Origin of the sequence: Cellulomonas sp. NS3 (genome assembly GCF_024757985.1) — a bacterium.
Classification (GTDB): Bacteria; Actinomycetota; Actinomycetes; order Actinomycetales; family Cellulomonadaceae; genus Cellulomonas_A.
The window spans coordinates 182,597-196,058 of the sequence record NZ_CP103289.1 but is presented as its reverse complement, the minus strand read 5'-3'; the positions used below and the strand labels follow the sequence as shown (position 1 = coordinate 196,058).

The 13,462-nt window shown below is 75.9% G+C and carries 17 protein-coding genes; 8 read left to right on the top strand and 9 right to left on the bottom strand.

Annotated features, from left to right (window positions below; translation table 11 throughout):
- Nucleotides 1-123: 123 nt before the first annotated feature.
- The gene (locus NXY84_RS00960) at nucleotides 124-1,575 is read right to left on the bottom strand and encodes a hypothetical protein (protein WP_258725317.1); all 1,452 of its coding nucleotides are present in this window, start codon (nucleotides 1,573-1,575) and stop codon (nucleotides 124-126) included.
- Nucleotides 1,572-2,123, bottom strand: a complete 552-nt coding sequence (locus NXY84_RS00955) for an RNA polymerase sigma factor (protein ID WP_258725315.1) — start codon at nucleotides 2,121-2,123, stop codon at nucleotides 1,572-1,574. Before NXY84_RS00955 ends, NXY84_RS00960 begins: the two co-directional genes overlap by 4 nt.
- A gap of 173 nt (nucleotides 2,124-2,296) precedes the next feature.
- On the opposite strand from NXY84_RS00955, the gene NXY84_RS00950 reads away from it, so the two are divergent.
- On the top strand, nucleotides 2,297-2,560 hold the full coding sequence (locus tag NXY84_RS00950; RefSeq protein ID WP_258725314.1) for a helix-turn-helix transcriptional regulator: 264 nt from the start codon (nucleotides 2,297-2,299) through the stop codon (nucleotides 2,558-2,560).
- Nucleotides 2,557-3,120 carry a hypothetical protein gene (locus tag NXY84_RS00945; protein WP_258725313.1) on the top strand — a complete coding sequence of 188 codons (564 nt, stop codon included), beginning with the start codon at nucleotides 2,557-2,559 and terminating at the stop codon, nucleotides 3,118-3,120. Before NXY84_RS00950 ends, NXY84_RS00945 begins: the two co-directional genes overlap by 4 nt.
- Nucleotides 3,121-3,126: 6 nt before the next feature.
- On the opposite strand, the gene NXY84_RS00940 is transcribed toward NXY84_RS00945, so the two are convergent.
- The 3 genes from NXY84_RS00940 to NXY84_RS00930 all read right to left on the bottom strand — a co-directional run bounded on the left by NXY84_RS00940 (nucleotide 3,127) and on the right by NXY84_RS00930 (nucleotide 5,767).
- Nucleotides 3,127-3,969, bottom strand: coding sequence for a nitroreductase/quinone reductase family protein (locus NXY84_RS00940; protein WP_258725312.1), 843 nt, complete (start codon nucleotides 3,967-3,969; stop codon nucleotides 3,127-3,129).
- Nucleotides 3,970-4,109: 140 nt separating this feature from the next.
- Entirely contained in the window at nucleotides 4,110-4,682 is a 573-nt protein-coding gene (locus NXY84_RS00935) for a hypothetical protein (protein WP_258725311.1), read from the bottom strand.
- Nucleotides 4,679-5,767: a lactate/malate family dehydrogenase gene (locus NXY84_RS00930; RefSeq protein WP_258725310.1), complete on the bottom strand. Its 1,089-nt coding sequence runs from the start codon at nucleotides 5,765-5,767 to the stop codon at nucleotides 4,679-4,681. The genes NXY84_RS00935 and NXY84_RS00930 overlap by 4 nt, the downstream gene beginning before the upstream one ends.
- Before the next feature lie 101 nt (nucleotides 5,768-5,868).
- Between NXY84_RS00930 and NXY84_RS00925 the strand changes: the two genes are divergently transcribed.
- Nucleotides 5,869-6,381, top strand: a complete 513-nt coding sequence (locus NXY84_RS00925; RefSeq protein WP_258725309.1) for an HIT family protein — start codon at nucleotides 5,869-5,871, stop codon at nucleotides 6,379-6,381.
- Nucleotides 6,378-6,938 (top strand): MOSC domain-containing protein, encoded by a 561-nt coding sequence (locus NXY84_RS00920; RefSeq protein ID WP_258725308.1) that lies wholly within the window; start codon nucleotides 6,378-6,380, stop codon nucleotides 6,936-6,938. The genes NXY84_RS00925 and NXY84_RS00920 overlap by 4 nt, the downstream gene beginning before the upstream one ends.
- 55 nt (nucleotides 6,939-6,993) lie before the next feature.
- On the opposite strand, the gene NXY84_RS00915 is transcribed toward NXY84_RS00920, so the two are convergent.
- The gene (locus tag NXY84_RS00915; RefSeq protein WP_258725307.1) at nucleotides 6,994-7,491 is read right to left on the bottom strand and encodes a hypothetical protein; all 498 of its coding nucleotides are present in this window, start codon (nucleotides 7,489-7,491) and stop codon (nucleotides 6,994-6,996) included.
- A gap of 182 nt (nucleotides 7,492-7,673) precedes the next feature.
- Between NXY84_RS00915 and NXY84_RS00910 the strand changes: the two genes are divergently transcribed.
- The 4 genes from NXY84_RS00910 (at nucleotide 7,674) to NXY84_RS00895 (ending at nucleotide 10,289) form a co-directional block, all read left to right on the top strand.
- Nucleotides 7,674-8,150 carry a helix-turn-helix domain-containing protein gene (locus NXY84_RS00910; protein WP_258725306.1) on the top strand — a complete coding sequence of 159 codons (477 nt, stop codon included), beginning with the start codon at nucleotides 7,674-7,676 and terminating at the stop codon, nucleotides 8,148-8,150.
- Entirely contained in the window at nucleotides 8,125-8,643 is a 519-nt protein-coding gene (locus tag NXY84_RS00905; RefSeq protein WP_258725305.1) for a hypothetical protein, read from the top strand. The genes NXY84_RS00910 and NXY84_RS00905 overlap by 26 nt, the downstream gene beginning before the upstream one ends.
- Nucleotides 8,636-9,808 carry a DUF6545 domain-containing protein gene (locus NXY84_RS00900; protein WP_258725304.1) on the top strand — a complete coding sequence of 391 codons (1,173 nt, stop codon included), beginning with the start codon at nucleotides 8,636-8,638 and terminating at the stop codon, nucleotides 9,806-9,808. The genes NXY84_RS00905 and NXY84_RS00900 overlap by 8 nt, the downstream gene beginning before the upstream one ends.
- Before the next feature lie 199 nt (nucleotides 9,809-10,007).
- Complete coding sequence (locus tag NXY84_RS00895; RefSeq protein ID WP_258725303.1) at nucleotides 10,008-10,289, top strand: hypothetical protein; 282 nt, start codon at nucleotides 10,008-10,010, stop codon at nucleotides 10,287-10,289.
- 43 nt (nucleotides 10,290-10,332) lie between these two features.
- Here NXY84_RS00895 and NXY84_RS00890 read toward each other — a convergent pair whose 3' ends face one another.
- The 3 genes from NXY84_RS00890 to NXY84_RS00880 all read right to left on the bottom strand — a co-directional run bounded on the left by NXY84_RS00890 (nucleotide 10,333) and on the right by NXY84_RS00880 (nucleotide 13,317).
- Nucleotides 10,333-11,589 (bottom strand): pyridoxal phosphate-dependent aminotransferase, encoded by a 1,257-nt coding sequence (locus NXY84_RS00890; RefSeq protein WP_258725302.1) that lies wholly within the window; start codon nucleotides 11,587-11,589, stop codon nucleotides 10,333-10,335.
- A 46-nt stretch (nucleotides 11,590-11,635) separates the two neighbouring features.
- Nucleotides 11,636-12,637, bottom strand: coding sequence for a UDP-glucose 4-epimerase GalE (gene galE / locus NXY84_RS00885; RefSeq protein WP_258725301.1), 1,002 nt, complete (start codon nucleotides 12,635-12,637; stop codon nucleotides 11,636-11,638).
- Between the two features lie 122 nt (nucleotides 12,638-12,759).
- The gene (locus NXY84_RS00880; protein WP_258725300.1) at nucleotides 12,760-13,317 is read right to left on the bottom strand and encodes a hypothetical protein; all 558 of its coding nucleotides are present in this window, start codon (nucleotides 13,315-13,317) and stop codon (nucleotides 12,760-12,762) included.
- Nucleotides 13,318-13,462: the final 145 nt, after the last annotated feature.

The following is a 13,462-nucleotide window of genomic DNA, read 5'->3' as shown; positions in this document are numbered from 1 at the left end:
TGGCGCCGACGCACCGGTCGGAGCGGATGACCGGGACCGGTGCGTCGGTGGAGCGGCACTCGCCGCCGGCGTGCTGGACGACCGGCGGCGGGCGCCGCTCCCGGACGGCGGGTCAGGCGGGGCTTACCCCCTGGCCGTCGTCGGCGCGACGCGGAGGTCGAGGGACGTGACCGGCGGGACGAGCTGTGCCACCTGCCCGGTGAACGGGTCCACCGACACGATCTCCTGCCCACCCGCGGCGGTGGACCGGCGCACGTGCACACGATCGCCGGCCGTCCCGTGGAGCGGCGCCGACAGGTCGCTGCTCCAGGGCAGCGTGGTCACGGTGCCGCTCTCGTCCACGGCGGTCCACGACGGCGTCCCCAGCACGACGAGGCGCCCGGCGACCATGGTGGCGCCGACGTAGGACTGCGCGTCACCGAGACGTCGCGCCGGGGCGTCCCCGGACGCGGGCGCGAGCCACAGCTCGGACGTCTCCGCCTCGCCGGTCAGGGACGGCCCGTCCGGCTGGCACCGCAGGACCACGCGGTCGTCGTCCCACCAGGTCCACACCCCGCACGCGCCGGGCGCGTCCGGGTACGGAACCGTCACGTCGCCGATGACCGCCAGGTCACGGGTGCGGACGAGCCGCAGACCGTCGGCGTCGTTGAGGACGAGCGTCGAGCCGTCCGGGCTGCGGACGAACGCCTCGTCGCTCCGGGCGCTCTGCCGCATCGCCCCCAGCGCCCCCACCTCGACCCCGTCCCGGGTCAGCCGCTGCACCCGGTCGACCTGGGTGTACCCCTCGGTCCACGCGACCCGCCGGGTCACGAGCACGTCGGTGGTGCCGTCCCCCACGAAGGTCGCACCCACCCACTCCGTCTCCGGCACCGGGATCTCGGCGAACGTCTCCCCGCTGAGCAGGTCGCGGACGGCGAGGTACCCGGTCCGGGTGTCGCCCAGGCTCACGCCCGTCGAGACGAACGTCACCACGGCCGTCGAGCCGGGAGCCCAGTCCTCGACCGTCCCGCCGTCCCAGGTGGCGGAGTCGATCGTGAGCGGGACCGGTGTCGGCACCTCGAACCGGTCACCTGAGGGGCTCACCAGGTACAGCACCGGTGGCGGCGCGTCCGGGACGTCCGGCTCGACCTCCCATGGGACGCTGACCGTGACGAGGTGCCAGCCCGGTCCGGCCGCCTCGAGCATCCCGGCTCGCAGCGGCTGCGCCGGCGGCAGCAGCGGGTGCACCGTCACCTCACCGAGGACCGCCGGCTCCTCGGAGGTCGGCGTCGGCGTCGGCGCGGGGGTACCGGTCCGGGTCACGGACGGGCTCGGGGCGGGGCTCGTGCGGGTGACGGACGGGCGCGGGTCGACCGGGACCTCGTCGGTCCGGTCCGCGGCCTGGACGCCGAGCGCGCCGACACCCATCACGGTGGCGGCGCCGAGGCCGGCCGCGGTCGCCCGCAGCGCACGGCGGCGGCGGACCCGGGCGGTCAGGGCCCGCACCTCGGCGTCGAGGCCGGCGGCCGAGAGGTCGGACCCGCGCGACTCCTCGTGGCCGAAGCCCTCGAGCGCGGATCGCAGGTCGGGGGTCATGATGCGCTCCTCGTGGTTCGGGTCGTGACGGGGATGACCTCGGGGTCGTCGGGCCACCGCACGGCGTCCCCGAGCGCGGACCGCAGCCGGCGGGCGCCGTCCGACAGGTACCGCTTCACGGCGCCGTCGCTGAGGCTGAGCTCGGCGGCGATGTCCGCGACCGTGCGGTCGTCGATGTACCGCAGGACGACGCAGGCCCGCTCCCGCGGGGGCAGGTCGCCGAGCGCCGCGCGGACGTCGATCCCCGTGGCGGCGGTCTCGTCGGGCGAACGGCCGGTGCGGTCCCCGGCGAACAGGTGGGACGCGTCCCGCCACGTCCGCCGGCGCCGGGTCGCGTCCAGGAACGACGTCCTGATCGCCGTGCGCACGTATGCCTCCGCCGACCGGGCGTCCGGCCAGGTGCGGGCCCGGGAGAACGTGCGGACGACCGCCTCCTGGACGAGCTCCTCCGCCTCCACCCGGTCACGCGTGAACAGGCACGCGTACGCGATGAGCGCCATCCGGCGTGTGCGGACGACCTCCTCGAGCAGCTGCTCCCACTGGGCCACGAGATTCCCTCCGACCGTTCCCGACAGATGACAGAGCACCAACGCACCACGCGCCCGGAACGTTGGGTCGGGGCGTCCTGCGGGACCCTGTCGCGGGTCGGTCCGGTCACGAGGGAACCCGCCGAAGTCAAGGATTATTGACTTTGCATGTCAACCTTCCTTAACATCTCGCCATGAGCAGTCCCGCCCCCCGCACCCAGGCCCGACCTGGACGGGCCGGTGCGGACAGCGCCGTCCGGCAGCGGCGGCGCGCGCTCAGGATCACGCAGGCCGAGCTCGCCGAGGCCAGCGAGGTCAGTCGGCAGACCATCATCGCGATCGAGCAGGGCGACTACGCCCCGTCCGTCTTCCTGGCGCTGCGCATCGCGCGGACCCTGGGCTCGACGGTCGAGGACCTGTTCGGCGCTCCCGAGCCGCACCCCGGAGGGTCAGCATGACGACGAACGACCACAGCGTCCTCGGCCGTGCCGCGGACCGCCTCATGGACCTCGACTCCCCCGTCTACGGCGACGAGCGCGAGCGCGCGCTCGTCATGGAGGCCTACACCTTCGGCGCGACGACGACCGTCTACGTCTGCATCGGCGCCGCCGTCGTCAGCGCGGTCCTCGGTGGGCTCCTGCTGCCCGTCGCGCTCCTCCTCGTGGCGACCCTGCCGTCCTTCGCGAGCATGTGGTACGCCCGGCGGCGGGGTGTCGACCTGCTCGCGATGTCCGAGCGGGCGACCGCGCGCGAGCGGCGCACCGCCGTGCTGACCCTCATGGGCGGCGTGCTCGTCGTCCTCGGGGCGATGCTGGTCACGGTGCGCACCGGGCACGGGCTCGTGCCGCTGCCGGAGCCCACCGGGACGGCGTCCGAGGTGCTCGACGACGTGCTCGTCGGCGGGATCCTCGGCGGCATCGCGGGCGGTGCGGTCGGCCTGGTCGTCCAGCTCGTGCGTCGACGGACCCGCCCGGTGGCCGACGGCGCGGAGGACGGCGACGACGACCTCGACGACTGAGGCGGGTCAGCCGCGCGCCGCGTCGAGCACCGGGACGAGCTGCTCCTCCTCGTACGCGAGGTGCCGGCCGAGCTCGTCGACGAGGCGGTCGACCTCCCGCAGCGTGGCGTCCCGGTCGGCGGTGTCGCGGTCCGCGGCGTCCTCCCCCACGGCGGCCTGCAGCTCGTCGAGCAGGGCCTTGATCTCGGCGTGCTCCGCGCGGAGCCGGTCGAGCACCGGCGCCAGCGACGGGTCCTGCCCGAGCATCGGGAACATCCCCGTGTCCTCGCCCTCGTGGTGCCGGTGCAGGCCGGAGCACACCGTGAGGCACGAGACCCGCAGCTGCGCGCCCAGCGTCGTCCCGCCGCGCGCGATCTCGTCGCGCACCAGCGCGAGCTCGCGGCGGAACGCGTCGTGCAGCAGGACGAGCGCCTGACCCCACGACCCGCCCTGCGGCGGGCCCGTCGAGACGCGGTGCAGCGCGACCACGGGGATGACCCGCGTCGTGCGCGCCTGGTACTCGGCCCACTCGGGGTCCGCCTCGACCGCGCGCGCGTACAGCCGGTCCCGCTCCTCGCCGGTCAGGACCTCCGCGCGGGCCTCGTAGGTGAACACGCCGTCCTCGACCGTCACGGTCGGGTCCGCGACGAGGTTGTGGAACCACGCCGGGTGCGTCGGTGCGCCGAGGGACGACGCGATGACGAGCACGCGGTCGCCGTCGGGCAGGTAGCCGAGCGGGGTCGTGTGCGGGCGCCCGGTCCGCGCGCCGCGGGTGGTGAGCAGCAGCAGGCGGCTGCCCTCGTACTCGGCGACGCGGCCGTGGCGTGCGCGGAACTCGTCGACGATCCGGTCGTTGTACGCGTTCGGCATGGACGCTCCCCTGCGGTCTCGCGAGCGACGCTAGACCCGCCCGGGTGCCGCGGGCAACGGTCCCGGGCGCCGGGGCGCGGGTGCGGCGGACGACGGCCGCGGCTGGGGACGTGCGGTGGCCGGCGCGGCGGGAGCCCAGGTCAGAGACCCAGGACGACCGTCGCCGTCGTCGTCGCGCCGCGCGCCCGCGCCGCCTGCACGACGTCGACGACGTCCGCGAACGAGCCCTCGACGAGGACCGGCTGCCCGGCCGACGTGTCGCCCGACCACCGGACGGCCGCGTGCGGCGGCGGGGTGAACGGCACGTGGTCGGGCATGACGACGACGCCGGCCGCGCGCACGGCCGGGTCCTCGGCCGAGCGCACCTCGACCGAGCGGATCACGGACAGCCGCTCGACCGTGCGGACCAGCAGGTGCTGACGCCGGGCGGTCGCGCGGAACGTCACCGCGATCGCCCCGACGTCGCCGTCGACCGCGCCCGTCGCGAGCGACTCGAAGCTCACGCCGCGCGTGGAGAACACGCTGGTCAGCGCCGTGAGGGTGCCCGGCCGGTCGGCGCCGCGCACGAGCACGACCCACCGCTCGCCGCCGTCCCCGTCGCCCGGCGGGCGCCCGCCGTCCCGCACGCGCGCAGCGCCGGCGCGCTCCGCCTCCACCCCGCCGCTCCGCGCGCCGCCGTCCTCCACCCCGTCCTCCACCTCGTGCCCGGTCACGCCACCGCCCCCGTCCGCCCGAGGCCCCACGGCGCGAGGCTCGCGTCGATCCGGTCGCGGCACCGCACCAGCAGCTCGGCCTCGTCAGGCTCCGGCTCGTCGAGCAGCGCGCGCGTCCACCCCTCGGGGCCGAGGACGACCGGCACGCCCAGCACGCCGTCGAGCGGGGTGCCGCCCACGCCGACCTCGCCGTCGAGCAGGACCTGCCCGGCGACGACGATCTCCCGGCCGTCGAGGAGCGTGTCGACGAGGTCGACGGTCGCGCTCGCCGTGCCGGCCGCCGTCTTGGCGCCGCTCTGGTGCGTCATCCAGGGCCGGGCGACCGCGCGCAGGTCCGGCGGCCACGAGTCGATCAGGTCGAACGCCGCCCCGATGTCCTCGGCGGCGAGCGCGAGCAGCCGGGTCTGCGCGTCGGCGATCTCGTCGCCGAACGTCGCGAGGGTCCGCCCCCGCCGCAGTGCGTCGATCGCGCGCCGGCGCTCCGCCCGGTCGAGCCCGCTGACCCGCACGGTCGACCACAGCGGCACGAGGTCGGAGCCGTGCTGGCCCGCGACGAACCCGCCGATCCGGTGCCGGCGCAGCCCGAGCGACACGGCGATCTCGCGCCGGAACCGCAGGGTGTCGAGCCACGCGCCCATCCCGATCACGCGGTGCCGGCCGAGCGTGCGCGCCATCACGGCGACCCCGAGCTCGACGGGGTTCGACACGACGACGACGACCTCGTTGCCGGACCCGTGCGCGGCCAGCGCCCGGGCGTACGCGTCGAACACCGCGTGGTTCTCGGCCGCGAGCCGCGTGCGGTCCGTCGACGCCCCGGCGCGCGGCGGCGCGGTGACGCCCGCGCAGACGACCACGACGTCCGCGACCACGTCCTCGGGCGCGAGCGCGACGTCGATCAGCGGCGCGTGCTCGTCGTACGCGTCGACCAGGTCCGCGCGCAGCCCGTGCGTCGCGCGCGCCGACGACCCGCCCGTGCGCCCCACGAGCTGGAGCCGCGACGACGTCGGCAGGACCCGCCGCTCGACGAGCTGCGTGCACACCTGTCGCCCGACGTCACCCGTCGCTCCCAGCACCGCCACGTCCATGCCCCGAACGGTACGACGGGCGCGTGTCCTGCAGGTTGCGTCCGGAGCAGGCGGCCCCGCCCCTTGCACGCCGTCGGCGCGCGCGGGGATCATCACCGCACATGACCGACGAGCCGGCGGCCCAGGAGTGCGTCTTCTGCGCCATCGTGGCGGGCCGGGCGGAAGCCAGCATGGTCCTCGAGGACGAGACCGTCGCGGTCTGGATGGACCTGAACCCCGTCACGCACGGGCACCTCCTCGTGGTGCCACGCAAGCACTCCGTCGGCCTCGACGACCTCGATCCCGTCACCAGCGCGCACATGTGGTCGGTCGGTCACGAGATGGCTCGGGCGCTGCGACGGTCGAGCCTGGGCTGCGCGGGGATCAACGTCCTCGTCTGCGACGGCGAGGCCGCCTCCCAGACGGTCTTCCACGTCCACCTGCACGTCATCCCCCGCTACCCGGGAGACGCCCTGGGGGCACCCTTCGCGGTCGAGACCCACGAGCGCGAGAAGTCGCTGCGCGACAGCGACGCGCAGGCGGTCAGAGCCGCGATGGTGTCCCGTCCCGTCGCGCCGGTCCTCCCCGCCGAGCCTGGCGCCCCGTCCGCACCCCGAGGAGAATGGGGCGCGTGAGCACCGACGCGCTCGTCCAGCCCTCCGTCCTGTCCGTCAGCCGCAGCCCGCGGCACGCGTTCAGCAAGCCCGTCGAGGACGAGATCCGGCTCGTCGCGGGCCTGGGCGTCGAGGGGGACGCGCACTGCGGCGTGACCGTCCAGCACCGTTCGCGCCGCCACCGCCCCGACCCGCCGCCCAACCTGCGACAGGTCCACCTCATCCACGCCGAGCTGTTCGACGAGGTCGCGACGGGCGGCTTCGTCGTCCGGCCCGGGGAGATGGGCGAGAACGTGACGACCCAGGGCGTCGAGCTGCTGTCGCTGCCGCGCGGGACGCGGCTGCACCTGGGCCGCCACGCGGTCGTCGAGCTCACCGGCCTGCGAAACCCGTGCAGGCAGATCGACGGGTTCGCGGACGGCCTCATGCGCGCGGTGCTCGGGCGCGACGCGGACGGCAACCTCGTTCGCAAGGCCGGCGTCATGAGCATCGTGCTCGCCTCGGGCCTCGTGCGGGCCGGCGACCGGATCGACGTCGAGGTCCCGGTCGGGGCCCACGAGGTCCTCGCGCCCGTCTGACGTCAGCCGGGCGCGCTCCGACCGCCGCCGCGCCCGCGCGCCAGCCGCCCGCGCGTCAGCCGCCCCCGCCGAGCGTCGCGACGAAGCCCAGCAGCACCCCCACGACCGCCCCCACGACGGCCTGGGCGACGGTGTGCTGCCGCAGCCGCACCCGCGACCAGACGAGCGCCGCGAGCACCACCGCGCCGGCCGCGCCGACCACCGGGAACCACCCGAGCAGCAGCCCGACCAGCGTCCCCGCGAGCAGGCCGTGCGCCGAGACGTCCCGCCGCGCGCCCGCGAGCGCCACCAGCCCGGTCGCGAAGTAGGCGACGAACGCGCGGACCACCTCGTCGGGCACGCCGAGCGCGACGCCGACCGCGAGCGCGACGAGCTCCGCGGCGAGCACCCAGGGGACCGCCCGCCGCCGGGTCACAGAGCCGGGCCCGCCGGCGAGCCGCACGAGGGCGAGCGCCAGGAGCGTGGCCCCGGCGAAGAGGCCGACGGTCAGCGCGACGGCTCGTCCCCGGCCGTCGGGACCGCCGGCCCACGCGGCGACGACGGTCGCGAGCACCGTGCTGGGCAGCGGTCCAAGGACCCGGCTCAGCGCGCGGGCTGCCCGCGCGTCGTGCCCGTGGCCGGCCGGCTGCGGGGCGGGGTGCTTGTCTCGGGATGTCCGGTCTGAGATGCTCCACGACAGTTCATGCGATCGACCCGACCGGTTCATCTCAGCAGGTCCTCCCAGGACGGAGCGGCATGGCGGAGCAGGACGAGCCAACCACGGTCGGCACCGGGCTCGCCGCCAAGCTCGACCGGCTCTTCACGACGATGCGCCCGTCGCCGGACCGCGAGTACACCCACGACGAGGTCGCCCAGGCGATCGGCCGCACCGCCGGCGGACCGTCGATCTCCGCGACGTACGTGTGGCAGCTGCGCACCGGTCGGCGCGACAACCCGACGAAGCGGCACCTCGAGGCGCTCGCGGCGTTCTTCGGCGTGCAGCCCGCCTACTTCTTCGACGACGATCGGGCGGGCGAGATCGAGCGCCAGCTCGCGCTCGTCGCTGCGATGCGGGACGCGGGCGTGCGCTCCGTCGCCCTGCGCGCGTCCGGCCTGTCGCAGCAGAGCATCGACGCCCTGCTGCTCATGGTCGAGCGCGTCCGCGAGCTCGAGGGCGTGCACGGCAGGACCCAGGGGGACACGAGAGATGACCAGCGCCCGACGCCGGGCTGAGGAGGCGCTCGACGGGCTGGGCCTGCGCGGGCCCACGACCGTCGACGCCCTCGTCCAGCACCTCGCGGAGCAGCGGCAGCGGCCCCTGCTCGTCGAGACGGCACCCGCTGCCTTCTTCACGGACACCGCGTGGGGCGCCTGGTGGGAGAGCGAGCACCTGGACCTGGTCCTCGTCCCCGAGGACGCCGACCCCGTGCTGCGCGACCACACGGTCCGCCACGAGCTCGCCCACATGATCCTGCGGCACCCCGGGTCCGCGTGCTCCGGAGAGGCGCTCCGCGGCGTCCTCGCCCGTGTGCTGCCCGACCTCGACGCCGGCACGGTCCTAGGTGCGCTGCACCGACGCAGCGACTACGGCGTCGCGGCCGAGCGGGAGGCCGAGGTCCTCGCGTCCCTGCTGACGCTGCGCGACGCGACCGACGCGGACCGCCTCGAGGACCGGGAGGCGGAGGCGCTGCGCCACGCGCTGAGCGGGAGGCTGGGTCGTGGCTGAGCTCGTCACCGCCGGGGTCGTGGTCCTGTGGGCCGTGACCGTCGTGGAGGTCGTGCGCGCCGTCCGCGGCACCGGCACGCGGTCGCTGCTCGTGGCGGTCGCCGCCCTCGCCGCGGGCCGGACCCTCGACCTCGACGCGGTGGGCGAGGCGCTGGGGCGCACGACCGCGCTCGCCGCCGTCGAGCACGCGCTCGTCGTGGTCAGCGCCGTGGCGGTGGTGGCGTTCACCCACCGGATCACCGGCGAGCGCCGCACGGTCCCGCGGCCGGTCTGGGTCGTGCTCGCGGTCATGCTCGCGGCGCCGCTGGTCGACGCGGGCGGCTTGCTGCCGGCGACCGCGGAGGGCCGGGCCGCCGTGTACGCGTCGTCGGTCCCGTGGCTCGTGCACTGGGTCGCGTTCCTCGTGACGCTCGCCGTCGCCCTCACCGCCGGCGCCCGCATCGCGCTGCGCAACGGCCGCCTCACGCGTGGGGTCCTCGGGGTGCGGCTCGTCGGTCTCGGGGCCGGTCAGGTGCTCGGCGTGCTCTACACCGCGCTCAAGGCGCTGCACCTCGGGGTGCTGGTGGTCTCGCCGGGGTCGGACGTCCGGCTGGTCGGCACCGCGGAGCAGGCGGCGCTGAGCTCGGCGATCCTGCTCGTCGCGACCGGGCTCGTCGTCGGCTTCGCCGCCACGGTCGCCGCGGACGTCGCGACCCGCCGGCGGCTGTGGGTGCTGTGGCCGGTGTGGGCGGACCTGTGGCCGCACGCACCGCACCTCGACGACACCCCACCGGGTCGCCTCCGGACGATCTTCTCGACCGACGCGCGCATCCGCGAGGTCCGGCTCGTCGTCGAGATCGGCGACGCGCTGCGCGCCCTCACCCCCTACGTGCCCGCGCACGACCACACCGACCCGGTCGCGTCCGCCGCGGCGCTGCAGCTCGCGTCCCGACGGGTCGGGCAGGGCCTCCCGCCGCCGGCGGCGTCGGGGCCGCGGCCGGCCGAGGCGGGGTTCGCCGCACGGACGCGCGAGCTGTCCACGCTCGCGCGCGCGTGGCCGCGGGCGGCGGCCGTCCGGGCGCAGGTCGTCCCCGGCGCGGAGGTCGAGGGCGGGGACGACGCCGTCGCGGCGCAGGTCCGGGCGTCCGGGGACGGACCGCCCGGGCTCGCGGAGCGCACGCCATGAGCGGCGGGGCACACGTCGTGCGCCGGCGAGCCACCCCCAGACCGCGGCGCCCGACGTCCGCGGCACACAGGCTGCACCCCGGGCGGACGACGGCGCTGACGCCGTCAGGATCGACCCGGACGTACACGCGCACGACCGGCTGCTGACACCACCACGACAGCAGCCGCCACCACCCGAGCGACCAGCCCAGGAGGGCACCATGCACGGAGCGACCGGCACCGAGAGCACGACGGACGAACGCACGGACGAGCACACCGACGCACGCGTCGACCTCGACCGCGCCGACGACCGCACGCACGACCTGACCGAGAGCGCCCTGTCGCCCGACGAGGTCGCGCGGACCCACGACGTCGAGGACGCGCGCCCGCTCGTGCGGCACGGCTCCGACCTGCTCGACCTCGTCGCCGGCGGCGTCCCGTTCGCGGTCGCGCACGACGTCCGCGCGGCGACCCCCCGACGCGCGGACCCCTCCGGCGACTGAGCCCGGTCCGGGCAGCGCCGTCCGGCTCAGGCCGGTCGTGGCGTCACAGCGTGCGCTGCCACGCCACGACACGGTCGACCGCCTCGCGCACGACGTCGACCGACGACGCGAACGACAGCCGCACCCAGTCCCGCCCGGCGACGCCGTCGAAGTCGGTCCCGGGCGTCAGGGCGACCCCCGCCTCGGCGAGCAGCCGCTCGCACCACGTCACGGAGTCGAGCCCCGACGCGCTGATGTCGGCGTAGAGGTAGAACGCGCCGTCGGCCGGCGCCACCCGGTCCCAGCCGAGCTCGGGCAGCCGGTCCAGCAGCAGGGCGCGCGACTGCGCGTAGCGCGTGACGTTCTCGTGCGCCGCCGCGTACCCCTCGGGCGAGAACGCCGCGACGCCGGCGTGCTGGGCGAGCGCGGGCGGGCACAGCGCGACGTTGCTCGCGAGCGCGTCGACCGGCACCACGAGGTCCTCGGGCAGCAGCAGCCACCCGAGGCGCCAGCCCGTCATCGCCCAGTACTTCGAGAACGAGTTCACGACCACGGCGCCCTGGTCGAGGAACTGCGCGGCGGTCGCCGCCCCGGCGGACCCGACGGCCTCGGCCGCGGCCAGCCCGCCCGCGACGGGCACCGGGGTGCGGGGGGCACCCAGGTCCGGGGCGCCACCGTCGGGCACCGACCCGTACGTGATGCCGTGGTAGATCTCGTCGCTGACGAGCCGCACGTCGAACTCCGCGCACCAGGCCGCGAGCGCGGCGAGCTCGTCGGCCGCGATCATCGTGCCCGTCGGGTTCGCGGGGCTCGCGACGACGACGCCGTCGAGGCCGCCCGCGTAGTACGCCTCCTGCAGCTGGGCGACCGTCGGCTGGTAGCGCGTCCCCGGGCCGCACTCGAGCTCGACGACCTCGCACCCGAGCGACGCCAGGATGTTCTTGTACGCCGGGTAGCCGGGGCGGGCCAGCGCGACCCGGTCGCCGACGTCGAACGCCGCGAGGAACGCGAGCATGAACCCGCCCGACGACCCGGTCGTGACCGCGACGCGCGACGGGTCCACGTCGACGCCGTACCAGCGCGCGTAGTGCCCCGCGATCGCGGCTCGCAGCGGCGGCGCACCCAGGGCCTCGGTGTACCCGAGGCTCCCGGACGTGAGGATCTCGATCGCCCGGTCGCGCACGACGTCCGACGCGCCCGTCGACGGCTCGCCCGCGCACAGGTTGAGCACCGACTCCCCGGCGGCTCGTCGGGCGTTGGCGGCCGCGAGGACCTCCATGACGGCGAACGGCGGGACGTGGGAACGGCGCGAGACCTTCATCCGCCCATCTTGGCGGTTGCTCGGCGCGTGCACCCCACGGGGGTGCTCAGCCCGCGAGGTCCGGCAGCACCGTGCCGCGCTTCTCGAACCACGCGAGGGAGTCCGCGATGCCGTCCTGCACCGACCGCCGCGCCTCCCAGCCGAGCACCTCGCGCGCCCGGTCGCTGCGGGTGTAGGCGCCCGCGGAGTCCCCGGGCCGGCGCGGGTGCTCGACGACCTCGACGCGGTCGCCGGTGACCTCCTCGAACGCGGCGACGAGCTCCTTGACGGTCGTCCCCGTGCCCGTGCCGAGGTTGACGACCGCGTGCCGGTCCCCCGCGAGGGCGTCGTCGAACCGCTCGAGCGCCGCGACGTGCGCGAGCGCGAGGTCCCACACGTGCACGTAGTCGCGGATGCCCGAGCCGTCGCGCGTGTCGTAGTCGACCCCGGTGAGCGCGAACGGCTGCCCCGCGCGGTGCCGGTCGACGAGCTGGCCGAGCGCGTGGCTCGGGGCGGCGAGCTGCAGGCCGGTGCGCAGCTGCGGGTCGGCGCCGATCGGGTTGAAGTACCGCAGCGAGAGCACGCGCAGGTCGGTCGCGGCCGCGATGTCCTCGAGCACGCCCTCGACGACCATCTTGGTGCGCGCGTACGGGCTGGTCGGGGCGAGCGGCGAGGACTCGTCGACGCTGAAGTCGTCGCTCGGCCGGTACATCGACGCGGAGCTGCTGAAGATCAGCCGGCGGCAGCCGCGCTCGACCACGGTCTCGACGAGGTCGATCGTCTTGGTGACGTTGGCGCGGTAGTAGTCGATCGGGTGCGCGACCGAGTCGGGCACCACGATGAGGGCCGCGCAGTGCACGACGGCGGCGATGTCCGGGTTCTCGTCGAAGACACGGTGCACGAGCGCGCGGTCGGAGATGTCGCCCTCGTAGAACACCCGCCCCGCGGTGAACTCGCGGCGGCCGGTGACGAGGTTGTCGAGGACGATCGGCCGGTGGCCCGCGTCGAGCGCCGCCGACGCGATGGTGCTCCCGATGAACCCGGCGCCGCCGGTGATGAGGATGTCCATGTCTCCCTCTCGCTCGCTCCGCGCCTCGTGCGGCACGGACGTCCTGTCGTGCTGGCGGCGCCGGCTCCCCGGCTCCCGCGTCCCGCCCCGGTCCCGCTCCTCTCGCGACCCCGTCGCTGCCGTCAGACCGTGCCCAGGAACCGGGTGACGGCGGCGGTCCAGCGCTCGCGCGCCTCGGTGCTCGCCCCGGGCGACGGCAGCCCGGTGAGCGTCACGACGAGCGTCGCCGCCCCGCCCGCCCTCGGCTCGCTCGCGACCGCGACGGCGTACCCGTCGCCGGCCCTGCTGCGCCAGTGCATCCGCCGCTCGGTCCCGCTGAGCCGCGGCTCCCCCGCGGCGAGGGCCTGCAGCTCCGGGTCCGCGGCGGCGAACGCCGTCCACCGCTCGAGCAGCTCGGCCATCGCGAGCGGGGTCGTGCGGCTCATGCTCGCCTGGAACGTCCCGTCGGGCTGCTGCCCGGGCAGACGCCGGCCGACGTGCTGCTCGTAGGCGACCGTGACGGACTGCGCCCACCAGCCGGCGCTCTCCGTCCCCGTACGCGCCAGCTCGTCGTGCACGTGCTGCGCGATCCGCCCGTGGTCGAGGTCCGCGGCGCCGATCGCGTCCATGAACCGCAGCCACTCGTCCCACGGCCGCTGCGTCGCGCGCTCGATCGGCGCGATCCGCGGGTTCGTCGCCATCGTGGCCGTCCTCCCGGCAGGTGCAGCGCGGGGTCGCCGCGCTCTCGTGGACAGCCTAGGAGAGGCGGAGGTCGCGGCGGGCCGCACGCTGCCGGAGCGACGACGGCGTGCCGTCCGGCGCCCCCGCCTCGTCACCGGGCCGGGA

Bases quoted from the DNA above. Each gene is read 5' to 3' on its own strand.
- NXY84_RS00930 (WP_258725310.1), bottom strand. From the start codon at position 5,767: ATGGACGTGGCGGTGCTGGGAGCGACGGGTGACGTCGGGCGACAGGTG.
- NXY84_RS00940 (WP_258725312.1), bottom strand. From the start codon at position 3,969: ATGCCGAACGCGTACAACGACCGGATCGTCGACGAGTTCCGCGCACGC.
- NXY84_RS00960 (WP_258725317.1), bottom strand. From the start codon at position 1,575: ATGACCCCCGACCTGCGATCCGCGCTCGAGGGCTTCGGCCACGAGGAG.
- NXY84_RS00905 (WP_258725305.1), top strand. From the start codon at position 8,125: ATGACCAGCGCCCGACGCCGGGCTGAGGAGGCGCTCGACGGGCTGGGC.
- NXY84_RS00890 (WP_258725302.1), bottom strand. From the start codon at position 11,589: ATGAAGGTCTCGCGCCGTTCCCACGTCCCGCCGTTCGCCGTCATGGAG.
- NXY84_RS00945 (WP_258725313.1), top strand. From the start codon at position 2,557: ATGACGACGAACGACCACAGCGTCCTCGGCCGTGCCGCGGACCGCCTC.
- NXY84_RS00925 (WP_258725309.1), top strand. From the start codon at position 5,869: ATGACCGACGAGCCGGCGGCCCAGGAGTGCGTCTTCTGCGCCATCGTG.
- NXY84_RS00895 (WP_258725303.1), top strand. From the start codon at position 10,008: ATGCACGGAGCGACCGGCACCGAGAGCACGACGGACGAACGCACGGAC.
- NXY84_RS00910 (WP_258725306.1), top strand. From the start codon at position 7,674: ATGGCGGAGCAGGACGAGCCAACCACGGTCGGCACCGGGCTCGCCGCC.
- NXY84_RS00880 (WP_258725300.1), bottom strand. From the start codon at position 13,317: ATGGCGACGAACCCGCGGATCGCGCCGATCGAGCGCGCGACGCAGCGG.
- NXY84_RS00950 (WP_258725314.1), top strand. From the start codon at position 2,297: ATGAGCAGTCCCGCCCCCCGCACCCAGGCCCGACCTGGACGGGCCGGT.
- galE (WP_258725301.1), bottom strand. From the start codon at position 12,637: ATGGACATCCTCATCACCGGCGGCGCCGGGTTCATCGGGAGCACCATC.